The 22271-nt window shown below is 34.9% G+C and carries 17 protein-coding genes and 1 other RNA gene; 4 read left to right on the top strand and 14 right to left on the bottom strand.

Going from position 1 to position 22271, the window contains the following annotated elements; genetic code table 11:
- The first annotated feature begins 40 nt into the window (after window positions 1-40).
- Both FF52_RS20095 and ssrA read left to right on the top strand, forming a co-directional pair.
- On the top strand, window positions 41-1243 hold the full coding sequence (locus FF52_RS20095) for a serine hydrolase domain-containing protein (protein ID WP_008468458.1): 1203 nt from the start codon (window positions 41-43) through the stop codon (window positions 1241-1243).
- 265 nt (window positions 1244-1508) lie between these two features.
- Window positions 1509-1906: a transfer-messenger RNA gene (ssrA, locus tag FF52_RS23470) on the top strand.
- Between the two features lie 142 nt (window positions 1907-2048).
- On the opposite strand, the gene FF52_RS20085 is transcribed toward ssrA, so the two are convergent.
- From FF52_RS20085 to FF52_RS20035, 10 genes are all read right to left on the bottom strand, one after another.
- Window positions 2049-2501 carry an Lrp/AsnC family transcriptional regulator gene (locus FF52_RS20085; protein ID WP_008468454.1) on the bottom strand — a complete coding sequence of 151 codons (453 nt, stop codon included), beginning with the start codon at window positions 2499-2501 and terminating at the stop codon, window positions 2049-2051.
- Window positions 2502-2640: 139 nt separating this feature from the next.
- The gene (locus tag FF52_RS20080; protein ID WP_008468453.1) at window positions 2641-3633 is read right to left on the bottom strand and encodes a bile acid:sodium symporter family protein; all 993 of its coding nucleotides are present in this window, start codon (window positions 3631-3633) and stop codon (window positions 2641-2643) included.
- Window positions 3634-3646: 13 nt separating this feature from the next.
- The gene (locus FF52_RS20075) at window positions 3647-4720 is read right to left on the bottom strand and encodes a methionine synthase (protein ID WP_008468449.1); all 1074 of its coding nucleotides are present in this window, start codon (window positions 4718-4720) and stop codon (window positions 3647-3649) included.
- Between the two features lie 30 nt (window positions 4721-4750).
- Window positions 4751-5803: a DUF1852 domain-containing protein gene (locus tag FF52_RS20070; protein ID WP_008468447.1), complete on the bottom strand. Its 1053-nt coding sequence runs from the start codon at window positions 5801-5803 to the stop codon at window positions 4751-4753.
- A 549-nt stretch (window positions 5804-6352) separates the two neighbouring features.
- The gene (locus tag FF52_RS20060) at window positions 6353-6874 is read right to left on the bottom strand and encodes a DUF3347 domain-containing protein (RefSeq protein ID WP_008468446.1); all 522 of its coding nucleotides are present in this window, start codon (window positions 6872-6874) and stop codon (window positions 6353-6355) included.
- Window positions 6871-9306 carry a zinc-dependent metalloprotease gene (locus FF52_RS20055; RefSeq protein WP_035692010.1) on the bottom strand — a complete coding sequence of 812 codons (2436 nt, stop codon included), beginning with the start codon at window positions 9304-9306 and terminating at the stop codon, window positions 6871-6873. The genes FF52_RS20060 and FF52_RS20055 overlap by 4 nt, the downstream gene beginning before the upstream one ends.
- Before the next feature lie 5 nt (window positions 9307-9311).
- Window positions 9312-10736, bottom strand: a complete 1425-nt coding sequence (locus tag FF52_RS20050; RefSeq protein WP_008468442.1) for a RagB/SusD family nutrient uptake outer membrane protein — start codon at window positions 10734-10736, stop codon at window positions 9312-9314.
- Between the two features lie 2 nt (window positions 10737-10738).
- A complete protein-coding gene (locus tag FF52_RS20045) occupies window positions 10739-14371 on the bottom strand; it encodes a SusC/RagA family TonB-linked outer membrane protein (RefSeq protein WP_008468440.1) in 3633 nt (1210 codons plus the stop codon).
- 135 nt (window positions 14372-14506) lie between these two features.
- On the bottom strand, window positions 14507-15652 hold the full coding sequence (locus tag FF52_RS20040; RefSeq protein WP_008468438.1) for a FecR family protein: 1146 nt from the start codon (window positions 15650-15652) through the stop codon (window positions 14507-14509).
- A 186-nt stretch (window positions 15653-15838) separates the two neighbouring features.
- Window positions 15839-16408, bottom strand: coding sequence for an RNA polymerase sigma factor (locus FF52_RS20035; protein WP_008468436.1), 570 nt, complete (start codon window positions 16406-16408; stop codon window positions 15839-15841).
- Between the two features lie 336 nt (window positions 16409-16744).
- Here FF52_RS20035 and FF52_RS20030 point away from each other — a divergent pair, with 336 nt between their 5' ends.
- The gene (locus FF52_RS20030; RefSeq protein WP_008468434.1) at window positions 16745-17035 is read left to right on the top strand and encodes a hypothetical protein; all 291 of its coding nucleotides are present in this window, start codon (window positions 16745-16747) and stop codon (window positions 17033-17035) included.
- Between the two features lie 10 nt (window positions 17036-17045).
- The gene (locus FF52_RS23240; RefSeq protein ID WP_008468432.1) at window positions 17046-17507 is read left to right on the top strand and encodes a hypothetical protein; all 462 of its coding nucleotides are present in this window, start codon (window positions 17046-17048) and stop codon (window positions 17505-17507) included.
- Between the two features lie 12 nt (window positions 17508-17519).
- Here the strand turns inward: FF52_RS23240 and FF52_RS20020 are convergent, their stop codons facing one another.
- From FF52_RS20020 to FF52_RS20005, 4 genes are all read right to left on the bottom strand, one after another.
- Window positions 17520-18698 (bottom strand): MFS transporter, encoded by a 1179-nt coding sequence (locus FF52_RS20020; protein WP_008468431.1) that lies wholly within the window; start codon window positions 18696-18698, stop codon window positions 17520-17522.
- 44 nt (window positions 18699-18742) lie between these two features.
- Window positions 18743-19963 carry a DUF763 domain-containing protein gene (locus tag FF52_RS20015; protein ID WP_008468430.1) on the bottom strand — a complete coding sequence of 407 codons (1221 nt, stop codon included), beginning with the start codon at window positions 19961-19963 and terminating at the stop codon, window positions 18743-18745.
- 262 nt (window positions 19964-20225) lie between these two features.
- On the bottom strand, window positions 20226-21317 hold the full coding sequence (locus FF52_RS20010; protein WP_008468429.1) for an AI-2E family transporter: 1092 nt from the start codon (window positions 21315-21317) through the stop codon (window positions 20226-20228).
- A 110-nt stretch (window positions 21318-21427) separates the two neighbouring features.
- A complete protein-coding gene (locus tag FF52_RS20005; RefSeq protein ID WP_008468428.1) occupies window positions 21428-22123 on the bottom strand; it encodes an ion channel in 696 nt (231 codons plus the stop codon).
- Window positions 22124-22271 lie beyond the last annotated feature (148 nt).

The raw sequence follows: 22271 nt of genomic DNA, 5'->3' as shown, positions 1-22271 counted from the left end.
ACAACAAAATTGAATTCGATATATTTGTTTTTAAAGAACGATGCAAATGATTTTCCTTAAAAAAACAAAGATACCACAAATACTTTTTTCAATACTGGTTTTAAGTTCATGTGGCCAAAACAAAACAGCAGCCACAGATACAACTCAGACAGTCGAAGATACCTTACCTAAAATGAAGCCGTTAGGAGCTGAACCGAAAGTTTCACAGGCTTATAAAAACTCAGTTGTCGGCAGAATAAATCACTTTTACAACAAAAATTGGCCAAATAATACCATGAATGGAAGCTTCTTAGTGGCCAAAAATGGACAAATTTTATTTGAAAGATATAATGGTTATGCCAATAAAAATGAAGGAACGGAGATAACTCCTGAAACACCTGTACAAATTGCTTCTGTGAGCAAAGTGCTAACTGCCACAGCGGTTTTAAAATTGGTTAACGCAGGTAAAATCGATTTGGACCAAAAAGTAAATACTATTTTAAAAACTTTCCCATACGAAGAATGTACCATAAGAATGTTATTGGATCACCGCACAGGAATGCGTAATTACGCTTATTTCACAGACCGCGACAAATCGATTTGGGACAGACATAATCAATTAACCAATAAAGACATTTTAGATATTCTGGCTACAAAAGATATTGGTTTGGAAGCTAAAACTGGAACACGTTTTAGTTATTGCAATACGAATTATGCCATGCTGGCTCTTATTATAGAAAAAATTACGGGCTTAAGTTATAAAGAAGCCATGTCTGAAATGATTTTTAAGCCTTTGGGAATGACTCATACTTATGTTTTTGATGATGATAAAGACAGAAAAAAAATTGTTCCTTCTTATAAAGGCAACGGTGTAGAAATTGGCTTTGATTATTTAGATAATGTTTACGGAGATAAAAATATCTTCTCGACTGCACGAGATCTTTTAAAATTTGATCGCGCAAGACAATCGCCAGATTTCTTAAAACCTGAATTATTAAAACAAGTTTACACTGGCTATAGCAATGAGCGTAAAGGAACTAAGAATTACGGTCTTGGCATTAGAATGATTAATTGGGAAACGGGACAGAACTTTTATTTTCATAATGGATGGTGGCACGGAAACACCTCATCTTATATTACTTTGATGAAAGAAGGCGTAACGATTATTGCCCTGTCTAATAAGATGACTAGAAACACTTATGCAGTTCGTAAACTAGCTCCGATTTTTGGAGATTATCCTTTTAATTTTAAAGACGAAGAGTAAAAATAGTTGTAAAGTCATAAAGCCCAAAGTCGAAAGTCCAAAGTCTTAAAGTTGTTGTCTATTTTGACTTTGTCTTTTAATATACTAATTGAGGTACAATAAAAAGGAGCAAAAGAAAGTAAGCTTTTGATTTTAAAAACTTTATAACTTTCAAGTTTCGATTTCCGGCTTTAGACTTTCCGACTTTGGACTTTGGACTTATATTTTTTTGAAAATTTTAGCAGAAAGTAATTTCAAATACTCTAAATTTGCAGACTTATTTTTTGGGGTCGACTGGTTTTGACAGCAAGTCGAATTGAACAGTAAGCACGTCGAGCATTGAGACCTTGCTCGTAAATATAAGATCTCGAACTTTTACACGGCGAAAATAATTACGCTTTAGCTGCATAATCCGAATCATAGTAAGATTACGCCACGTCTCTACAAGGTAGAGAAGCTGGATTCTCTTGGAAAGCCTTGGTTTGTGGCGTTCCGTTAAGGGGAACCGTAAAAATAAACCTAGATTTCCATGAGCTTCGGGTGGATTTCGAAATTTAAGAAGATAAGTGTTGGGTGGTTGTTTCTGGCCTAGCTCAACATCGAAAATCCAATCAGGAAATAAGCGTGTAGAAAGCTCTTTAGTTGCTTGTTTGGACCCGGGTTCGATTCCCGGCGACTCCACAAAAAAGCCTGTAAACAAATTGTTTACAGGCTTTTTGTTTTTTTTTGGTTGACAATTTGGTTGATATTTTTTCCCCTTTGGTTTATCTTATTTTTTTGATGCTAAATGATAGCAATTCCAAAATAATTTTAAAACATCTCGGAGCTATCCATACATATTTTTTATCTCCGACATAACAAAGGTACTTTGGGTACTTCCTATGCTTTCAACTGATCCCAATTTATTAAACACAAAATCCTGATAATGCTTCATATCTTTGGCAGAAACTTTCATTAAAAAATCGTAATCTCCTGAGATATTATAACATTCTACAACTTCTTCTATTTTCATAATATCACTGACAAACTGATTCCCAATATTACGATCATGCTGTTTTAGTTTGATATTACAAAAAACAATGAATCCCCTGTTTAATTTTTCTGCATCAAGAAGCGCTATGTATTTCTTAATATAACCATTGTTCTCTAATCTTTTAATACGCTCAAAAACGGGCGATGGGGAAAGATTTACCATCTTTGCCAGTTCTTTTACTGTATATTTAGAATTATCGTGAAGTATATTTAATAACTGAAGATCAATATCATCTATCTGCTCCATAGAATTTTACTTTAAAATAGGTTTAATTTATTTCTAAATTAGAATAAAATTCTTTAAATACAACTAGAAGCAACACAAAAATCTAATTTTTCACTAATTAAAAAAATAATAACCTGCACTTAATTTCATATAAAAAAAATTACACTTCTTTTCGCCGAGCCATACCCTGAGCGATAATACTGGCGGCAATCAATTGCAATGCATGGTAAAGCATGAGCGGCAGCAATACGATCCCGGTGATAGTACTGTGCTGAAAAAGTACTTTTGACATAACAGTGCCATGTACCAATGACTTTTTTGACCCGCAGAATAAGACCGTAATACGATCTTCATCTGAAAAACCAAGCAGACGGCTGAGTAGTCCTACACAAAAGAATACCACAAAAAACAACGCCATCATCCCTACAGCAAGTCCAGCAAGTTCAAGAGCGGTGAAACCTTCAAAAAGATGTTCGGAGAATGACTTGCAAAACGAAGTGTAAATAATGGTTAGAATAACTGCCTGGTCGAAATATTTGAGCTGCTTCTTGTATTTTTCGGCAATGGCGCCAAAACGGAAATTTAAGCTTATGCCAATCATGACAGGCAGCAAGACTTGAAGAATCAACTTTATGACGATTTGAGTAACATCAAAATCGCCTGTCGCAGAAGCTATAAACAGCCCAACCCAGAGCGGCGTAACCAATACTCCGATCAAACTAGAAATGCTAGCATTGAAAATCGCTGCGGGGATATTTCCCTTGGCGATAGAAACCATTACTACAGAAGAGGATACTGTTGACGGTAAAGCCGCCAGAAAAAATACACCCAACCACAGCAGCTCGAACCCGTTATTGACAAACAACGGGCGAAATGCCAAAACAATGAGCGGAAAAAATAAAAAGGTGGTCAACTGGACGACAATGTGCATTTTCCAGTTGGAAAGTCCGGCTTTTAGTTTCTCAGCACTCAGTCGCATGCCATAAAACAAGAAAATCAAGGAAACCCCAGCATTGGCAATCTCCTCCAGCGAAACAGGTTCTTTAACCATGCCTGGCTTTGGCAAAAAATAAGCCATCAGAATCATGGTGGCTATCATTAACAGGAAACCGTCGAAACCTGCTTTTTTTAATACTTGTAATAATTTTTTCAATGTGTACTAAATATTATTCCTCCATAGAGGTATGGACTCCATTATTAATATCGAGACTAATCCCAAGTTCTTTGCGTATAATTTCTGCTCCTGCGCTTAAAGCACTTAATTTGCCTCTAGCTACGTTTCGAGATAACGGAGCCATACCGCAGTTTGTAGAAGGGTAAAGATTTTCGACATCTACAAACTCAAGAGCTTTACGCAGGGTATCAGCTACTTCTTCTGGTGTTTCGATAGTGTTGGTTGCCACATCAATGGCACCGACCATTACTTTTTTACCGCGAACCAATTCCATTAAATTTAAAGGCACATTGGAGTTGTGACATTCTAAAGACACCACATCAATTTTAGATTTTTGAATTTTCGGGAAAATTTCTTCGTATTGTCGCCACTCAGAACCTAATGTCTTTTTCCAATCGGTATTTGCCTGTATTCCATAACCATAACAAATATGAACAGCAGTTTGACAATGTAAACCTTCAATGGCTCTTTCTAATGCCGCCATTCCCCAATCGTTCACTTCATCAAAAAACACATTAAACGCAGGTTCATCAAACTGGATAATATCTACCCCTGCGTCTTGAAGTTCTCTTGCTTCTTGATTGAGTGCTTTCGCAAATTCCCATGCCAATTTTTCTCGGCTTTTATAATGGTCGTCGTACAAGGTATCTACCATTGTCAGCGGGCCTGGCAATGCCCATTTTATAGGTTTATTAGTCTGTTTGCGTAAAAATTTAGCATCTTCAACAAAAACTGCTTTTTGGCGTGCAACCTCACCTACAACCACTGGAACACTCGCATCATAACGGTTACGGATTTTTACGGTTTTACGGTTTTCAAAATCTACACCGCTTAAATGCTCGATAAAAGTCGTTACAAAATGCTGGCGTGTTTGTTCGCCGTCACAAATGATATCTAGATCTGCCAATTGCTGTTCCTGCAGAGAAATGCGCAGAGCATCCTGTTTCCCTTCAAGTAACTGATCTCCTTCTAATTTCCATGGTGACCAAAGTTTTTCGGGTGGTGCAAGCCAGGCTGGTTTGGGCAAACTTCCAACAATAGAGGTGGGTAATAATAATTTTTTCATAATAATATAATTTTAATGCGTTGTAATCAATTAAAGGGTAAAATTAGCAGACCATTGTTCCAGGAGACTTTTGTAAGGCTTAATGAAATGCTCTTCTGCATATTTACCCTGCTCAACAGCCAGTCGGCTGCGCTCTTCGCGGTCATAAACCACGCGAGTCAGTGAATAATCTTCGTGTTTAAGACTAGGCTTATAGATTTTTCCAGCCACTGAATTTGCATTGTAAATTTCAGGACGATAAATCTTCTGGAAAGTCTCCATTGTGCTGATTGAGCTGATTAATCCAAGATCAGTATAATCGGCAAGCAGATCTCCAGAATGATAAAAAGCCATCGGTGCCACACTATTCGGAGGCATGAAAAAACGAACTTCTAAGCCCATTTTAGAGAAATATTCATCAGTGAGAGAATATTCATTCTGCAGATACTCAAAACCCAGAACAGGATGCTGATAGTCAGTGCGGGTATACGTTTTGTTGCTCGATACACTTAAACAAATGATCGGTGACATCTTAAAATGCTCTTTATAAGTGACCGAATTCACAAAACATTTATAAAGTTTTCCGTGCAAATCGCCAAAATTTTCAGGAATAGAAAAAGTAGATTTATTTTTATTGTACTCGGTCAATAAAATACTGAAATCATAATCACGAACATAAGAAGAATAATTGTTTCCGGCAATCCCTTCGATTTGCTGGCCAGTTTTACGGTCAATAATATTCGTTTTTAAAACTTCAATCATCGGTAAATCGTTACTGCCATTTTTATCATCAATACTCATCGTTACTGTGAGGATTTCAAGTTCTATAAGGTAACGATCAGCTTTTGGATTATCCAAATGAGCCAATGCATTGAATCGATTGTTAATCATATTTAAGGCATTGCGTAAGTTTTGCTGGCGCTTATCTCCTCTAGCCAGATTCGCAAAATTGGTTGTCAAACGCGTTTGGCTTGAGGGGTGATAGTTTTCATCTAAACAGGTGCTCTTTAGTTTGAATGCGAAATCATTCTTGATTGCATTCTGAGTGGTTTTAATATCTTGCTTTTCGTTTATTTCCCTTTCTTCTTGTATGTTCGCTTTCATTTGATGATAATATTTAGTTTTTTATCCTGCAAATTTTAAAATAAAAGATTAAATATTTTCATTCATACTAAAAATCAGATAATTATTCTTTTTATGTATGCTTATAAAGATTATTATCCTTTAAACAAATATAATAATGAAAGAAAACAGATAATTATTCTTTAGTGCACTTAAGATGATTGATTCGGAGTTTCCTTAATTACTTCAAAAACTCGAAAAAGAAAATATAAAGGAAAAATTACACCTGATAAAAGCTCAAAAAATACTACTTTCAAATACTGGACATAATGTAAAATGATTGCAATCTTCTTTGTCTCGAACTTAAATTACATATACCACTTTAATGAATTTGTTTAAGTTTATCAATAAACATTCGAATGAAATCCCTGCGACTCCATAAAAAAGCCTGTAAACTCTTGTTTACAGGCTTTTTTTCAATTGTTTCTACAATAGTTTTAACTATAACGGTGGCATTAAGTATTCTAAACGACAAATACGGCTTCCCTACAAAGAAGACCGCATCTATCAAACTAATTCAAATTAAAAAAACTATAAAGTTGCTTTTACTTCACCACAGGTAAGCATATTTTTGGGATAATATGGATTTTTGATTTCTTTACTATCGCTTGTCCAAACTGCGCCAGTCATTGGGCAGACTTGTAAATATAATGTTTCATCTGCTGCTTTAAACTTTGAAGCCTGATCCCAGTACTTTACTGAAAGAGTCTCAAAAATCTTGCGCTGTTTATTAATGTTTTTTGTCGCGGCAATCTGATTAGCCAATTCTATAATTTCTTTTCTTGAAATTGTAGCAATGTTCATTTGCTCCAACGTTAATTTTTTAAACTTGAAGTTTTTCAAAGAATTCGTCAAAGCCACAGCACTTTTACCGGCAACAAGGCTATCCGAAAGTATTAAGCTATTTTTTAAAGCCAAATAACTCTTTGTAATTTCTTTCTTTTGCTCTTCTCTTTTTTGCACCAATTCTGGAGTCACTTCTTCTTTTGACGTTAATTGTGCCTGAGCCAGAGTACTTAAGCAAATCAATGCTACAACTAATATTTTTTTCATATCGCGGTTTTATCTAATTTATTAACGATTTTATCGATTTCGATTAAAATGCTTTCGAAGTGGTCTTTATTGAATCCTGAAGAAGCATCTTCTAATTTTTTGATTTCATCTCTTAATTTTAAAAGATGCTGTTTCCCATACAATCTAATATCGCTTCGCTGAGCTGCATTTAAAGCTTTTCCGGGTTCTGCTTCTTTTGGCAATAATAGCATACCTAGTTTTTCAATATAACCACGCTGTAAACTTCTTCTGTAAAAATCCTGTTTTTCATCGCCTGTAAATTTCACCCAAACTGTCTGCTGCAAATCGTTTAAAAATTCAGGAACTGTATAAGCATTTTCAAACTGGATCGATTTAAGACTGATATTGTACAGCATGCCTGGACTTAAAAGCATATTTAAAACCTGATTCTGCTGATCTGAAATTTGATCAGCTGTTTTTAAAGAAATAAGCTGATCAATTTCCTGCGGGTACATCCATAGCGGAGCTACAAACAATTGTCTTCCGACATAGTCAATCGCGGCTTTTACTTTTGCTTTTGGTATCTGCTGATAGACAACACCTTTTTCATCTACAGTTCTTTTGGTCACATAATTATTGCCGATATATTTCAATACATGGTACAAATAGATACTATATTGGGACACCACCGCTTTATGCATGTCCGATAAATTATCGTAAGCATCATTAGGCTGATAGGTCCATTCGATAAGATTTGGCACAACGCGCTTTAAATTTTTTATTCCGTAATCACTTGCCTTTACTGCGTCATCACCGATATCTTCTCTTTGGCTGCGCGGATCTTCATCTTTACCTTCTCCCCCAAACCATAATTTAGGATTAGCAGCTAAACTATCAGTAGTTAATTTTGCCAATATTTTTTCTTCTTCAAACTCGTCCTTTGCATTTGGATAATATCCATAACCCCATTGAACCGCCCATTTGTCGTAGCTTCCAATACGCGGATAAATTCCTTTTGGACTAATATTGTCTTCTGGCTGCGCCACATAATTAAAGCGGGCATAATCCATAATAGAAACGGTATGGCCATTGGCTTCTACCCATTTTTTGTCACGAAGTTTTTCGACTGGAGTAGCATTGCTTGCTCCCATATTATGGCGTAAACCAATAGTGTGACCTATTTCATGCGAAGAAACAAAACGGATTAATTGTCCCATTAATTCATCATCCAGATGCATTTTTCTTGCTCTCGCGTCAAGAGGTCCAGCCTGAATCATATACCAGCGCTGCACTAATTTCATCACATTATGATACCAACCAACATGGCTTTCTATAATTTCACCGCTTCTTGGATCGCTCACACGAGGCCCATACGCATTTGGCGTTTCAGAAGCGTAATATCTTACTACAGAATACCTTGCATCTTCTAGACTCATTGTTTTATCGTCTTCTGGCCATTCTTTCCCTACAATCGCATTTTTAAAACCAGCGGCCTCAAAAGCTTTCTGCCAGTCGTTGATTCCCGCAATTAAATATGGTCTCCATTTTTTTGGCGTTGCTGGATCTATGTAATAAACGATTTGCTTTTTTGGTTCAACCAATTCGCCTTTTAGATATTTTTTAATGTCTTTGTCTTTTGGCTCTAAACGATATCTCTGAATGATAAATTTCTTCTGTGCGCGTTGTTCGTCATCATCAAAAAGGACATATTTGTTAGCAAAGTATCCCACTCTTTCATCAAAAAAACGTTTGCGCATTGGTGTTTTAGGCAATAATACAATAGATGTATTTAATCTAATAGTTATGCTTCCGCTGCTTGCAGTACTGCTTGTGTACGTTTTTGTGGTTTTCACTTCGATATTGATTGCATAGGTATCAATAGCCTCAATAAAAGATTTATCATCGGCAAGAGAAGTCAGTTTTTTTTCTGTTTTCTCTTTGCTTTCTAAAGAAAACATCGGATTATCTTTTTTGAATGCATCTGTTACATCAATAACAATATTTCCGTTATCTGGATTAGTTGTCTTGATTGCAAAAGCCCCTACAATTGGGTTTTCATTACTTCCAGCCAATGCTTTTGCCAACATTGAATCAGCCGAACGCACATCTTGCTTATATTGAAGCGATCTCAAATAAACCGTGTTATTAGCTCCTTTTTCAAAATAAATGGTTTGTTCGTTGGCTTTTTCTCCTCCAAAAGCTCCCATTCCTTCCGGAGTAGATAAATATCGTGTTACCACTAGCATGTATCTATTAAACAAGCTATCTGGAATCTGAAAATAATATTTAGTATCAACCTGGCTTACAGTAAAAAGCCCTGATTTATTTTTTGCTTTTTCTGTTATTACCTTATTATAAGCCTGCATGCCTTTGGGCTGTGTACTGGTACTATCGGCTTTTTTTTCTGGGGTTTGAGCAAAACCATGCTGCCAAGCAGACAGCATGGTTAGTATTATAATTAACTTTTTCATTGAAATTAAAACGGAACTTTTTCGTCTGTATTTAAAGTAAGCTTTGGATTTTTTGTCAGTGCCGATAAAGGAAACGGAATAATGTACAATCTTGAGTTAGGCTGCAATGTATAAGTCTTTTGAGGAACTGTTTTGTTTACGATTGGAAATACTCTTGTTATTGTTTTTGCATATTCTGCTTCTGTATTTAATCGCTTTAGGTCAAAAAATCTATTAAATCCTAAAAGCAGTTCTTTTCTGCGTTCGTTCACCACCAATTCCATAGTTTCTTTTCTAGTTGTAGGAACCGTTAAATTTACTGTGCCAGATAGAATACGTTTTGCTCTTAAAGTATTTAAAACTCCTACTGCTTCGTTTAATTTATTGTCTCTGGCATAACATTCTGCTAGCATTAAATATACTTCAGTAGTCTTCATGCCAACTGTTGGATAAAAAAACCTTGTATATTGAACTCCCCAATAAGCAGTATTCGAACCCTGATCTAAATTGGTTGTACTCGTAGAATTGAAAAACAAATTAAAACGAGCATCATTTGTTCCAAATAAAGTTCTCAATTCAGGGCTAATAATATAGCTCTGCGCAAAATTCATTTCGTTATAACCTGTCATGTACATATAACTAAGAACTTCAATATTGTCTGCAGCTGGAACAGCCACTGATGTTGGCCCTCCTTTTGCGCTGTAAGCAACCATATCAAATATCTGATTGTTATAACTCAATGACTTTTCTGCCGCAGCCTGTGCCGCCGCAATTTCGCGTTTAAACAAATGTACTTTAGCTTTAAATGCGTAGGCAAATGCCAATGAAGGATGATAAACATCCATTGGTTTTTCCTTCAAATATGGCAATGCATCTTCTATATCTTTCTGTATGAAATCGTAAACCTGAGCAACAGTAGATTTTGAAGGCTGCGCTTCCAGATCAAATTTATCCATGATACAAATTCCTCCATCAGTCGCAGCGGTTTGCGGATCATAAGCTTTAGCATACGTATTTACTAATAAGAAATGATCGTACGCTCTATAAATTTTAGCTTCGGCTTTGGCCAATTGTTTTATGCTCTCATCTCCTTTACTATCATCAACCAACGAAATAACAGTATTCCATCTATTAATATAAGTATAAGCTTGATTATAAAAACTTGAAGCTGTGAATAAAGAAACCCTGTCTATAGTTTCATCAAAAGTAAAATTAATGATGTCAATGTTTGGAGTTCTTCCTATTACGTTAGCCTCTCTCATCCATTGGTCATCTGACAAATATTGAAAGTTATTGATTGGATACCCTCTATTTGGCAGCGAAACTAATTCAAGAAATTGTTGAGGAGTTTCGATCACCAAAGCGCCTTTGGGTGTTATTTCAGTGTATTCTTCGCATGATGAAATCGTTAACATCATCAAAGACAATAATAGTATATAAACCTGTTTCATTTTTAAAGAGTAAGATTAAGACCTAGTAAATACGCTTTTGGCAATGGTAAATTACGCGTACCAGAATTTAGGCTATAAACCTCTGGATCAATACGATTACCAGCTGCACTCCAATACCAAATATTATTCATTTGAAAAGTAAATTTTGCAGACGCCATCTTTATTTTAGTTGCAAAAGCTTTAGGAAGATTATAAGCCAAAGAAATATTTCTCAATTTAATATAATCGCCATCTACAACATTTGCTGTTGAGTTTCTCCATTGGCTGCTTATTGTTCCTGCATAATTTCTAATATTTTCGGCAAAATCAACATACAAACGAGTATTGTCATTTCTATTTGTGTCAGTATAACGATTTGTGATACCAGAAAGATTTACGGCATCAGAACTCATATCTAAAGTTTCTTTACGCATTACGTTTCCTCCCGAGAAAACAAACAGAAAATTTAAATCGAATTGTTTATACGAAAAACGCTGAGATAATGAACCTGTGTAAGTTGGCATTAAAGTTCCCACATTTACTAAGGCATCTGCATTGGTAATCGTTTTTATACTTGTTGAAACTGGATTTCCGTTTTCATCAAAAGTTATAGAAGGATTTCCGTTTTCATCCAAAACGTAAGGATAACCATTTACTGTTCCTCCGTATTGGTAAGCATACATACTATTAAATAATTCATTTTCTAGAAAAAAATTGGTTGGCGAAGAAACATATACCGATGCTGTCGATTCAGCTCTTGTTACTTTTTTAACGGTTGTCTTGTTGTGGGCAAAAACTAAATTAGAATTAATGCGGAAGTTACCGTTATTGTACCATTCAGAACCGATACTAAATTCGATACCTTTATTTAATAGAGCTCCTGCATTGATTTTTCTCGACAAAGCACCAACAGTAGGATCAAGATCTGTAGTTGCCAATAAATCGCTGCTGTATTTGTGATAAACATCAATCGTACCGTTTAATTTAGCTCTAAATAAGCTATAATCTACACCAATATTGGTACTTTGTGTTTTTTCCCATCTTAACATCGGATTTGGCTGAGCCGTAATATTTGTATATTGTAAAGATTGATACAGGTTATCGTTTCTTCTTGTAGCAGTAATATAAGGCGTTGTATTTTGATCAACATTTCCGTTTATACCATAAGTTGATCTCAATTTTAACATACTTACCCATTTAACCTCTTTCATAAAATCTTCATTGCTGATATTCCAGCCTAAACCTACAGACCATAATGGACGGTTTTTATATTTTGGATCAACTCCAAACAAATCTGCTCTATCTACTCGGTAACTCCCCGTAAGGTTGTATTTTGATAAATAAGTATAACTCGCAGTACTAAAAATAGAAAAGTAACGATGAAGGATTTCTTGCTGTGTTCTGCCTAACGCTGAAAGTGTTCTGTTATTCCCAAAAATATAACTAGAAACTCCCGTTTGGCTAAGTGCAAGATTGTTTAATACTGCAGAAGTAAGTGTAACAGGATCATACCCATATCGAAGTTGTTCTATGCTTCTTGGAACAAAAGTTTCGCGCATTTCAGTTCCCACTAAAGCATTAACAGAATGTTTCCCTTCCGCAAATTCTTGATTAAAATCTAATTGATTTCTAAAAGAATAATTGCTCGCCTGACTGCTAGACTGCTTATATCGTCCTCCCGTAGAAAAACCATCCACATAAGTGTATGCATTTGTAGTCGGATTATAGCCTGTTAGTGCGTTGATAGCATAACGCATTCTATAAGAATTGACGTCATGGTATTGTTCTCTATCATTTTTTCTTACTTCATATTGAAATTGCGTATTAAAGCTTAGACCTTTCCATAATTTAGCTTTTACATTAGCAAAAGTTCTTAAGCTTAATGAATTTTGCTCTTCAATACCTTCTTTAAGTGCATCAAGGACATTAAAATTAAAAGATTTAAATCCGCTTAAACCTGATAATTTTTCAACCATAGCTGGATTAAGAGCACCGCTAGAAGTAAATCCATCTCTAATGGATGCAAATGAAGATTGAACTAAATTTCCGTTATCATCTGTAATACGCTCGTATCGTTTTTGAATATCGTAATTCCCAAGATCATATTCTGTAACTTCATCATTACTGTATGTTCCATTTACTCCAAATGTAGCATTCAACCAGTTGTTTATCTGAAAACTGCTTTTTGCATAAAGATTGAATGTACGTCCGTTATTGTATTTTATACGATTTCTAGATTCATCATAATTAAGAGACACATAAGTATTCTGCTTACTTGTACTACCCGAAAATGCAACATTATAACGCTGTCTTAATTCATTCTGCCAAACATTATCGCGATAATCTTTATTATAATCATTCTTTCTCCATTGCGCAATAGTGCTGTTATAAGCTGCATTATCGATTTTTCCTTCTTCCAAATTTCTGTTTAATTGATAAAGAGGGCTGTAATATTTAGAACTGGTATTTCCAATATCTCCATAACTGCTAAACATTGTAGCCGTATCGGCAAATCTTGCTCTTTCTCTATTATAAACCGCCTGCTCAAAATCAATCAATTCACTTGTTGAGGCATAGTTCATATCTCTCAAATTAGGTTTATCTGAGATAAAGAAATCTGAGTTTATGGTCACTTTTAATTTACCATTTCCTTTTTTGGTAGTCAATACAATAATACCATTTGCCGCTCTTGACCCATAGATAGAAGCCGCAGCTGCATCTTTAAGAACATCAACACTTTCGATATCATACGGATTGATTTCATCCAATGTCAATTCAGTTGGCAAACCATCTATTACTACTAGCGGACTATACCCAACATCTGCAGAAAAAGTACCAATACCTCTCAATATCGGCTGGTCCGATCCAAGTCCGTTTGGATTTTTTTGAAACATCAAACCAGCTACACGGCCTTCAAGCGCACTTGATAAATTAGCATTAATATTTTCGTTTAATACCTTTCCCTCAACTTTACCAATAGCACCAGTAAAATTACTTCTGGCAATTGTCTGAAAACCCGTTACCACAACTTCTTTCATGGCAGCTACCTTGTCTTCAACAATGAGTGTTAATTCTGTGCGTCCTGCAATCCCAAAAGATTTATTCTCAATAGTTAGTCCAGAACATTCAAGAACAGCACTTGATGAAACTTTATCAAAAGAAAAACTACCATCAAAATCGGTTATGCTTACTCTGTTAGTTCCAGAAACCGTAACTGTTACTCCCGGAAAAGGTTCATTTTTATTGTTTAGTACTTTTCCTCGTATATCGATCAGTTCGTTTCCCAAGTTCTCGGCTTTATCTTTTGAACCAGTCACTACTATAGTTTGGTTCGCAAGATTGAACTTTAAATTCTGACCGCTGAAAATCCGATTTAAAGTTTCCTTCAATGAAGAATTCTTTACATTAATCGTAACAGGTTTAGCATCTTTAAGCAGTTTTTGAGTGTAAAAAACTTCATAATTAGCTTGTTTGGCCACTTCTTTTAATACCGTCTCAAGCGATGCGTCTTTAAAATTGACAGTAATAGTCTGAGCTTGGCTCTTATAACTGCAAAACAAAGTAAACAGAAGACTTAATAAAGCCAGAAAACTAACTTTTGGAATCTTTTTTTTAAGTTTTTTGTAAGGTTTTTTTGGTTGTAAATTTAATTTCATACATTTACATTGGTTATAGTTAAACAATAGTGGACAACTTATATTGGCTATAAACTTTTTAAACAACCAGAAGCATCGCAACTGCCTCTGGTTTTTTAGTTTATAAACTCAATATAATCGGTTAAATAAAAAGACTTACGGATAGACGGTAATCGTTTTTCCTTCGACCTTAAATTTTATATTGCTAAGCTCAAGCACTTTTAATACTTCAGACAAATTTTTATTTCTAAAAGTACCACCGTTAAATCTCACGTCTGAGACATCGCCGCGGTATTCTACTTTAATTCCGTACCAGCGTTCCAGCTGTTTCATTACCGATTTCAGATCAGCATTATCAAATTTAAATCGGCCATTTTTCCAAGCTATTGCCGCTTCTGTATCAACTTCTCTAATGGCAATTTTAGCATTATCACTTATATTAGACTGCTGGCCCGGTTTTAAAATTGCTTTCTGATTTTTAGAAGAAACCGCAACACTTCCTTCTAATAATGTAGTTTTTACAGCTGCTTCATTATTATAGGCATGAACATTAAAATGTGTTCCTAAAACCTCAATGGTCTGTTTATCAGATTTTACTATAAAAGGTTTGCTTTTATCTTTAGCAACTTCAAAATAAGCTTCTCCTTCCAATACTACGACTCTTTGATCTCCGTTAAACTGAGTTGGATATTTGATAGACGAAACGGCATTCAGGAATACCTTTGTGCCGTCTGCTAAGACAATATTATATTGCCCTCCAGTTGGCGTAGAAAGTGTATTAAATGAATTGCCATTTTCTTTTGAAGTATCCGCATCTGGATTTATAACATAAGTAATCACTCCATTGGCATCCATTTTTATAGTTACCTCATCTTGATCTTCTTTAGCAATGATATCTTTCGAAGAAATATCAGAAAGTATAATCTGTTTTCCGTTAGAAAGCGTCAAAATCCCTCTGTTTCCGCCTGGAGCAATTTCTTTTGCCTTTTCGACAATCTGAATATTTTCTTGTTTTGCTGCCGTTTCCGATTTTGCAAAATAGAATATTCCAGCGCCTAACAGCACAATAATTGATGCTGCAGCGGCAACACGCGGCCAAATATTAATCACTTTTGTTTTTTGAGCCAACGGAAGCCTCGATTTCAAATGTTCGTAACTATCTGCCAATTCGTATTCGCTAAGCTGTCTCTTGCTATTTGAAGCTTTATGTAAATACCACGCATCAAGTTTGTCCTTATCTTCATGAGATAAAGTGCCATTTTGATATTTTTTAAGCAGTTCTAGAAATTCAGTTTCATTCATAATTACAACACGAAATTTTGTCTCGTTTTATAGTAAGACAGTTAGAAATGGGTTTTGTCATAGATGAAAATCAAAAAAATATTAATTTATCATTAATAAATTCATCAAAACGTTAGTTTCTCTTTATTAATGAGGTTATTAGAAGTAAATTTTGTTTTAAATTTTAACAAAAAGAACAAGAAAAAATTACCAAATGAAAACATTTAGGGCCGATTTTAGTTTTCCACGAAGAATTTTCAGCGAATTATAAACTTGCTGTTTAGCTGTTTTGTCGGTTATATTTAATTGTAAGGCAATTTCATCATACGAAAGTTCTTGTACTTTTCTTAAAAGAAAAACTTCACGCATTTTTTCAGGAAGTAAGGCTATTTCGCTTTCAATAATTGCTTCTAATTCTTTTTCTCTGAGTTTAGAATCAGCAAAAACATAATCGCTTTCTATAAAATTCGAAATCGAATCAGCATAACGCGAAACCACTTTTTCGTGAGCAATATGATTAAGGATTTTGTTTTTTGTTGCTTTGTACAAATAAGAAGATAGAGAACCCGTAATTTCCAGCTCATGGCGTTTGTTCCAAATAAATAAAAATACTTCTTGAACAACGTCATTTGATTCATCCTGATTCCCAATCATTTTGTAAGCATGATTTACTAAAAGTCTGGAATATCTCTCAAAAATTTCTGTATACGCTAATTGATCATCTTCCTTAAGAAGATTCAATAAAATATGATCAGCATATTTGCGGTAAACAGACATTTAACAATAAAAAGTGAGGATCAAAAACACAATATTAAACATTTTTAGTGTTAAAAACCAAAAGATGATGCAGTTAAAACAAGCGCAAAGGATTTCGTAAAGCATTTTTTTAAATATCAATATGATTAATCTTAATAATATTGAATAGCCAGAATTATAGTTGGAAAAAGAACCAATTTGTATTTTTTCAATCTTCTTGCCCTTGCCTTTTTTGGTTAAATGAAAATTTGATAAGACTGTTAGAAAATTATATAAAACAATTAGCCGTGTTAGAATGTAATTTTAGAATAATCTAATACAGAATTAGATACAATTATTCTTTAAAACTTATTTAATATGAGATCAGAAAATTACATGTCAGACGAATTTGGATTAGAAATGAATTCTTACGAGGAACAGCTATTATTAAATTATGATGATTATCTAGAAGGCGATTATAACAATAGGCTGACAGCTTCTAATCACTACAATCTAGAACTAGGAGAATTGGAAGATAATCTTGAATATGATTTCGACTCGGAATATGACGAAAATGACTGGGAAGAAGAAGAAGATTTAAATGATAATCTTGCAGGAGAATATGATGAGAACGAAGAAAAACCAGGAAGCTTTGAAATGATGAACTAAAAATAGCACTATGAAAAATTGGTATATACTTCTAATTTCAATTTTCTGTTTTTCATGTCAGCAGAAGGAAAATAATAAAACTGCTGCTGACGCTACAAAACCTGTTGTTCAAAAAGAAAAGCAGGAAAATAAACAAATAGGCGATACTATTGCTATGAATTTCAAAAATGAAGAAAATGTGTTTTCAGCTGAAGGCCATTTAGATTCTCTGAATTCAAAAGTGTATGTTCAATTCAAAAATGAAGTTTTGGGTGAATTAAACGCTCAAATTGTTCCAGATGCAGGAAAAGGAAACATCCGATTTAATCAAATTATTTTTCCTGATAAAACCTCAGATGGCCCTTTTGGAATGGACTTGAAAATCCCGCTTCAACAAAAAGGAACTCATATTCTGGCAATTGGCCATTCTTTAATGGCCGAAAATCCTTATTACGGCAATTTTAAAGTGCAGTTAAATATTCGAAAAGAATAAGGTCTATTAAAGTCATACATTAATTCTCTTTCTATTTTTCGCCCAATAAGTAAGATATACAATTCCTAAAATTAGCACCAATATATCAAATCTAATGATTTGCGGTATGCGATTGATTTGATCATTATAATAAGTTCCACCCAAAAGCGCTCCTAATCCAATTCCGAGTTCCATCGAAATATACATTGTGGCAACCGCTTTTCCTCTATGTTCAGGATTGCTCATATCTATGGTCCATGCGCTAATTGCTGGAGACAAAATACCAGTCCCAACTCCATAAATTCCAGCTCCAATCAATAACATCTCAATATCTCTTCCCGAACTAATTATAAAAAGTGCAATCGAAGTTATGATTAATCCAGCCATAATTACTTTTGGTCGGCCATGTCTATCTGAAACTTTTCCTGCCCCAAAACGCACCATAACCGAAGCGATAGTAAAAGCGGTAAAAAAGATACCTTTATTGGTTGCTCCCAAATGCTCGCTCCAATCTGGGATTAAAGTTAAAATAAGCCCGAAAGCTGTGTATGAAAGAAAAGTAATAATTCCCGCAGGAAACACATTTTTATCTACAATATCGTTTCTTCCTATAATGAACATTGATCTGTTCAATTTTTCTTTCGACTTAAGAGTTTCTTTCATGTTCATCACGATTATAATTGAAAAGAAAGCCAAAAATGACGAAGTGTAAAACATTACATTAATGCCATAATTATTCACAATCATACTCCCCAGTGCAGGACCCAATGCTCCTCCGATGCTAAAACATAATCCGTGCATTCCGAGAGCTTCTCCCCATCTGTGCTGCGGAATAATATCTGCCACATAAGCCGATGTCGAGGTTGGTTTAAATCCTGTTGAAAAACCATGAACCAAACGCAACAACAAAAATCCCGAAACAGAACTCAAAATAGGATACAAAAATCCGCATACCACACATACAGAAGAACCAATAGCCATAACCGGAACACGTCCCCATTTATCGGTAAGCTTACCGCTGAAAGGTCTCGAAATCGCAGCTGTTAATGTAAACAATGAGATAATAAGCCCTTTGTATTCTGCTCCTCCCAAACTGCTTAAATAATTAGGAAGTTCAGGAATCATCATATTAAAACTTGATGAAAATAATAAAGAACTCAAACAAAGTAAAATGAATTGTAAAGTATAAATTGATTTTTCGTTTTGTGACATTATTGAATTTTTATATAACTAAAGGCTGATAGAAGTTATGATTCTTAAAATAATTCCAGCTGATTGTTTGGGTTTATGGGTTTCTTTTGGGGAGGTTTGGCATCTCCAAAAACAGTTTTTCCGCCATATTTATAAGATTCCTCTCGTTCTCTCTGGATAAGAGCATCAAAATTAGAATTTGGCGTAAAACTTTCTTCTGCTTTCCGCGAAATCTCAGATAGTTTTTGAATGGCACTCAATTTATCGCTATTTCCGATTTTGGCGCGATTAATCGCTCTCTGCAAAGTATCGATAGTTTCATCGTAGATTTTAACGGGAACAGGAAACGGATGTCCGTCCTTTCCGCCATGAGCAAATGAAAAACGTGCTGGATCTTCAAATCGTGTTGGAGTTCCATAAATGATTTCGCTTACCAAAGCTAAAGATTGCAAAGCCCTCGGCCCCATTCCTTTTAAGAGCAATAATTCTTCAAAATCTTCGGGCTTATTTTCGTGAGTAGCCCAAAGCATGGCTCCCAATCTTTTCATATTCACATCTTCCATTCTCACATCATGGTGCGCAGGCATAGAAAGATGCTGCATTTCTTTTATGATTTTAACTGGCGATTCTTTTACCAATTCTAAAATACCTTCGCGAGATTTTGTTGCGGCATTGGCTGTGAGATTTAAAATCGAACCTTGGTTTTCGCCATAAATAAACGTGTGTGGTTCATTTATAAAAGATTTTAAATCTTGCGAATGCCAATGATATCTTCTGGCAGTTCTAGAATTCGGATTCATTCCCTGCTGGATAACAGCCCATTGTCCTTTATTATCTACAATAAAATTATGCTGATACAATTGAAATCCGTCTTGAATGGCGGTATTGTCCACTTTTGCCGTAAGTCGGCTGCAGCTGGCAAGATTGATTCCATCGAGGCCTGTCTTTTCTCCCACAAATAAGAGTTCTTGTGGCGTTGCCATAGAATGTTTTCCTTTTCCTCCACAAATATAAATTCCCAACTCTTTTGAGTGCGGATTAACCGATTTTTTCAAAGCTCCAAGCACCGAAGTTGTAATTCCAGACGAATGCCAATCCATTCCCATTACAGCTCCAAAACTCTGAAACCAAAACGGATTGCTTAATTTGCTGATTACTTCAGAAGTCGAAAATTCCATTGCAATAGTTTCTACAATGGCCAAACCTAACTTAGACATTCGCTCAGCAAGCCATAATGGAACATGTCCATAATGTAAAGGAAGATCTGCCGTGCCGGAACGTTTCATTTGCTGGAATTATAATCCTGCAAAAATACTTCTTTTAATTGTGAATTATAAATTGTGAATTGTTAATTCAAGTGTAAAACTTTCTAAATAATCAATTGCCTCCATCTTTAGGGATATACACAAAATTTGCACAAAAAAGGCTTTAGTTTAAATAATAACGATATTCGATTCCGAAAACCCCTAGTTGAAACTAGGGGCTATGCAAAAACATAGCAACGATTGACAATTCGCAGCTAACCATCAACAATCAACCATCAACAATTTAGACAATTTCAATATCGTCTGCAGGTTCTTCAACGGGCTCGGGATTATCATCTAACCATGCTACAAATAATTTATATCCTATTGAAAACACAATTGGTCCGACAAATAATCCGATGAAACCTGACATGATGAAACCGCCAATTACACCCAGAAAAATTACAAGCATTGGCACAAGCGCTCCTTTCCCTAATAGAAGCGGCTTTAAAACATTATCTGAAAGTCCGCTGATGATAAAAAACACAGTCCAAAAAACAGCATGGCCAGAATCTCCTGTTGAAAAAAGATAGATAATAACTCCAATATTAATTATAATGGGTCCAATTTGTAAAATAGAAAATATCAAACAAATCAAGGTCAATATTCCCGCATAAGGGATATCAGCCATAAATAATCCGATGGCCTGGATCAGAGTCTGAATAACGGCAACACCCAAAATGCCTTTAACCACTTGATAAATTGTTGAAACAGAAATTGTCATAATTTCTTCAGCTTCACTTCCTGCAATTTTTTTAAGGAATTTCATGAAGAAAGCTTTACCTCCTGGCGATACTAATAAAACTCCAGCAATAATAACCGAAAGTATAAATTGAAGAAATGCAGCACCAGAACTCAAAATACTTGCCATAATTTTAGATGACAATTCTCTAATCTGATCTTGATATTTAACAACACCTTGTTCCAAATCTGTTGACATCGTCAGCAAAAATTCGTAAAGAGGCTTCCCAATTATCGGCCATTCCTTTATAGAAGGCCCCGGCGGACTAATTTTAAGCGTTCCTGCTTCAAAGCTGTCCTTCAGTTCCAAAAAATTGCCAGTCGCCGCTTTCAGGAAATAAATAAGAGGCACCACCATAATGGCAATAATCAAAATAGTAATGACAACCGATGCCAATACTTTACGTCCTTTTAATATTCGCTGCAATGAATTAAACAACGGATAAAATACAACAGACAGTATTATAGCCCAAAGGATAGGCATAAAAAAAGGCAACAGCAATTTAAGACAAAACCCGACAAGGAGAAATATGAAAAATAACTGCAAAATAGTATCAAAGAGTTCTTTCTTTTTATTCGAATAAGTTGTTTTCATGGTTATTATTTTTAATGGTGAATGGTTATAATTGTGAATTGTTAATGGTGAATGAATTCTCTCTATAAATCCGTACTCTGACTTCTTTATTCTTTATTCTTTATTCTTTATTACTTCTCAGTCTTATTAATAGAGAAATTGGCATCTGAAACCAACCTTCCAATTAAGATTACTGGATACAAAACGCCGGTAAGCACTTCAATCTGAACTAGGGAACGAGCCAAAGGATGAAGAGGCACTATTTCCCCAAAACCTGTTGAAGTGATACAGATATAGCTGAAATACATAAAACTAGCCAAATCGCTATTGCTTGTAAATTTCGATTCGGTTATCTGAAAAGCACCTTCAATATGTTCAAAAAGAAATAAATAAAGGGTTGACCAAAAATGAACCAACAGCATGTAAACTACAATCGAACCCACAATGCGGTAAGTAGTAACTGGACCAGGTTCTAGAACTTTTATTAAAACCAAAGTAATTAGCAGAAGCATGATGGCAATAGAAAGAATAAGGTCGGCAAAGAGAATAAAAATATTATGTTCAAAATAATTAATCCATTGTGTTACAATGAATAAAAATGGAATTATTGAAATAATTAGAGCCTGTTTTTTATGTTTGGATAATGCCAAAATTCCAGCAAAGAGAAACAGCATCCAAAATATATTAACAGCAACCACAAAGCGTGTAAAACTGCCGAAAAAAGGAATGATAATGAAATGCATGATAAACAGCAATATCAACATACCGCTGAGCCCTTTTTCTTGAGTCCAAAAGCGGTATAAAAAACGATCTTTTTTTACTATCATAATGTTAATTTCAAATATTAAATTCCAATCCCGAAACCTCGGAAAAAATCTATGTTCTCACTTCTTTCATCTTGCTTCTTTCATCTTGCTTCTTTCATCTTGCTTCTTTCATCTTTCATCCTTCATCTTTCATCTTTCATCTTTCATC

Origin of the sequence: Flavobacterium sp. F52, from assembly GCF_000278705.1 — a bacterium.
Classification (GTDB): domain Bacteria; phylum Bacteroidota; class Bacteroidia; order Flavobacteriales; family Flavobacteriaceae; genus Flavobacterium; species Flavobacterium anhuiense.
Note: the sequence above shows the minus strand (reverse complement) of the source record. Positions and strands in the feature narration are given on the sequence as shown.

Coding starts and splice junctions, on each gene's coding strand:
- FF52_RS20005 (WP_008468428.1), bottom strand. CDS start 22,123: ATGATAGTAAAAAAAGATCGTTTTTTATACCGCTTTTGGACTCAAGAA.
- FF52_RS20040 (WP_008468438.1), bottom strand. CDS start 15,652: ATGAATGAAACTGAATTTCTAGAACTGCTTAAAAAATATCAAAATGGC.
- FF52_RS20055 (WP_035692010.1), bottom strand. CDS start 9,306: ATGAAAAAGTTAATTATAATACTAACCATGCTGTCTGCTTGGCAGCAT.
- FF52_RS20015 (WP_008468430.1), bottom strand. CDS start 19,963: ATGAAACGTTCCGGCACGGCAGATCTTCCTTTACATTATGGACATGTT.
- FF52_RS20035 (WP_008468436.1), bottom strand. CDS start 16,408: ATGTCTGTTTACCGCAAATATGCTGATCATATTTTATTGAATCTTCTT.
- FF52_RS20010 (WP_008468429.1), bottom strand. CDS start 21,317: ATGAAAACAACTTATTCGAATAAAAAGAAAGAACTCTTTGATACTATT.
- FF52_RS20075 (WP_008468449.1), bottom strand. CDS start 4,720: ATGAAAAAATTATTATTACCCACCTCTATTGTTGGAAGTTTGCCCAAA.
- FF52_RS20095 (WP_008468458.1), top strand. CDS start 41: ATGCAAATGATTTTCCTTAAAAAAACAAAGATACCACAAATACTTTTT.
- FF52_RS20020 (WP_008468431.1), bottom strand. CDS start 18,698: ATGTCACAAAACGAAAAATCAATTTATACTTTACAATTCATTTTACTT.
- FF52_RS20030 (WP_008468434.1), top strand. CDS start 16,745: ATGAGATCAGAAAATTACATGTCAGACGAATTTGGATTAGAAATGAAT.
- FF52_RS20060 (WP_008468446.1), bottom strand. CDS start 6,874: ATGAAAAAAATATTAGTTGTAGCATTGATTTGCTTAAGTACTCTGGCT.
- FF52_RS20085 (WP_008468454.1), bottom strand. CDS start 2,501: ATGGAGCAGATAGATGATATTGATCTTCAGTTATTAAATATACTTCAC.
- FF52_RS23240 (WP_008468432.1), top strand. CDS start 17,046: ATGAAAAATTGGTATATACTTCTAATTTCAATTTTCTGTTTTTCATGT.
- FF52_RS20045 (WP_008468440.1), bottom strand. CDS start 14,371: ATGAAATTAAATTTACAACCAAAAAAACCTTACAAAAAACTTAAAAAA.
- FF52_RS20050 (WP_008468442.1), bottom strand. CDS start 10,736: ATGAAACAGGTTTATATACTATTATTGTCTTTGATGATGTTAACGATT.
- FF52_RS20070 (WP_008468447.1), bottom strand. CDS start 5,803: ATGAAAGCGAACATACAAGAAGAAAGGGAAATAAACGAAAAGCAAGAT.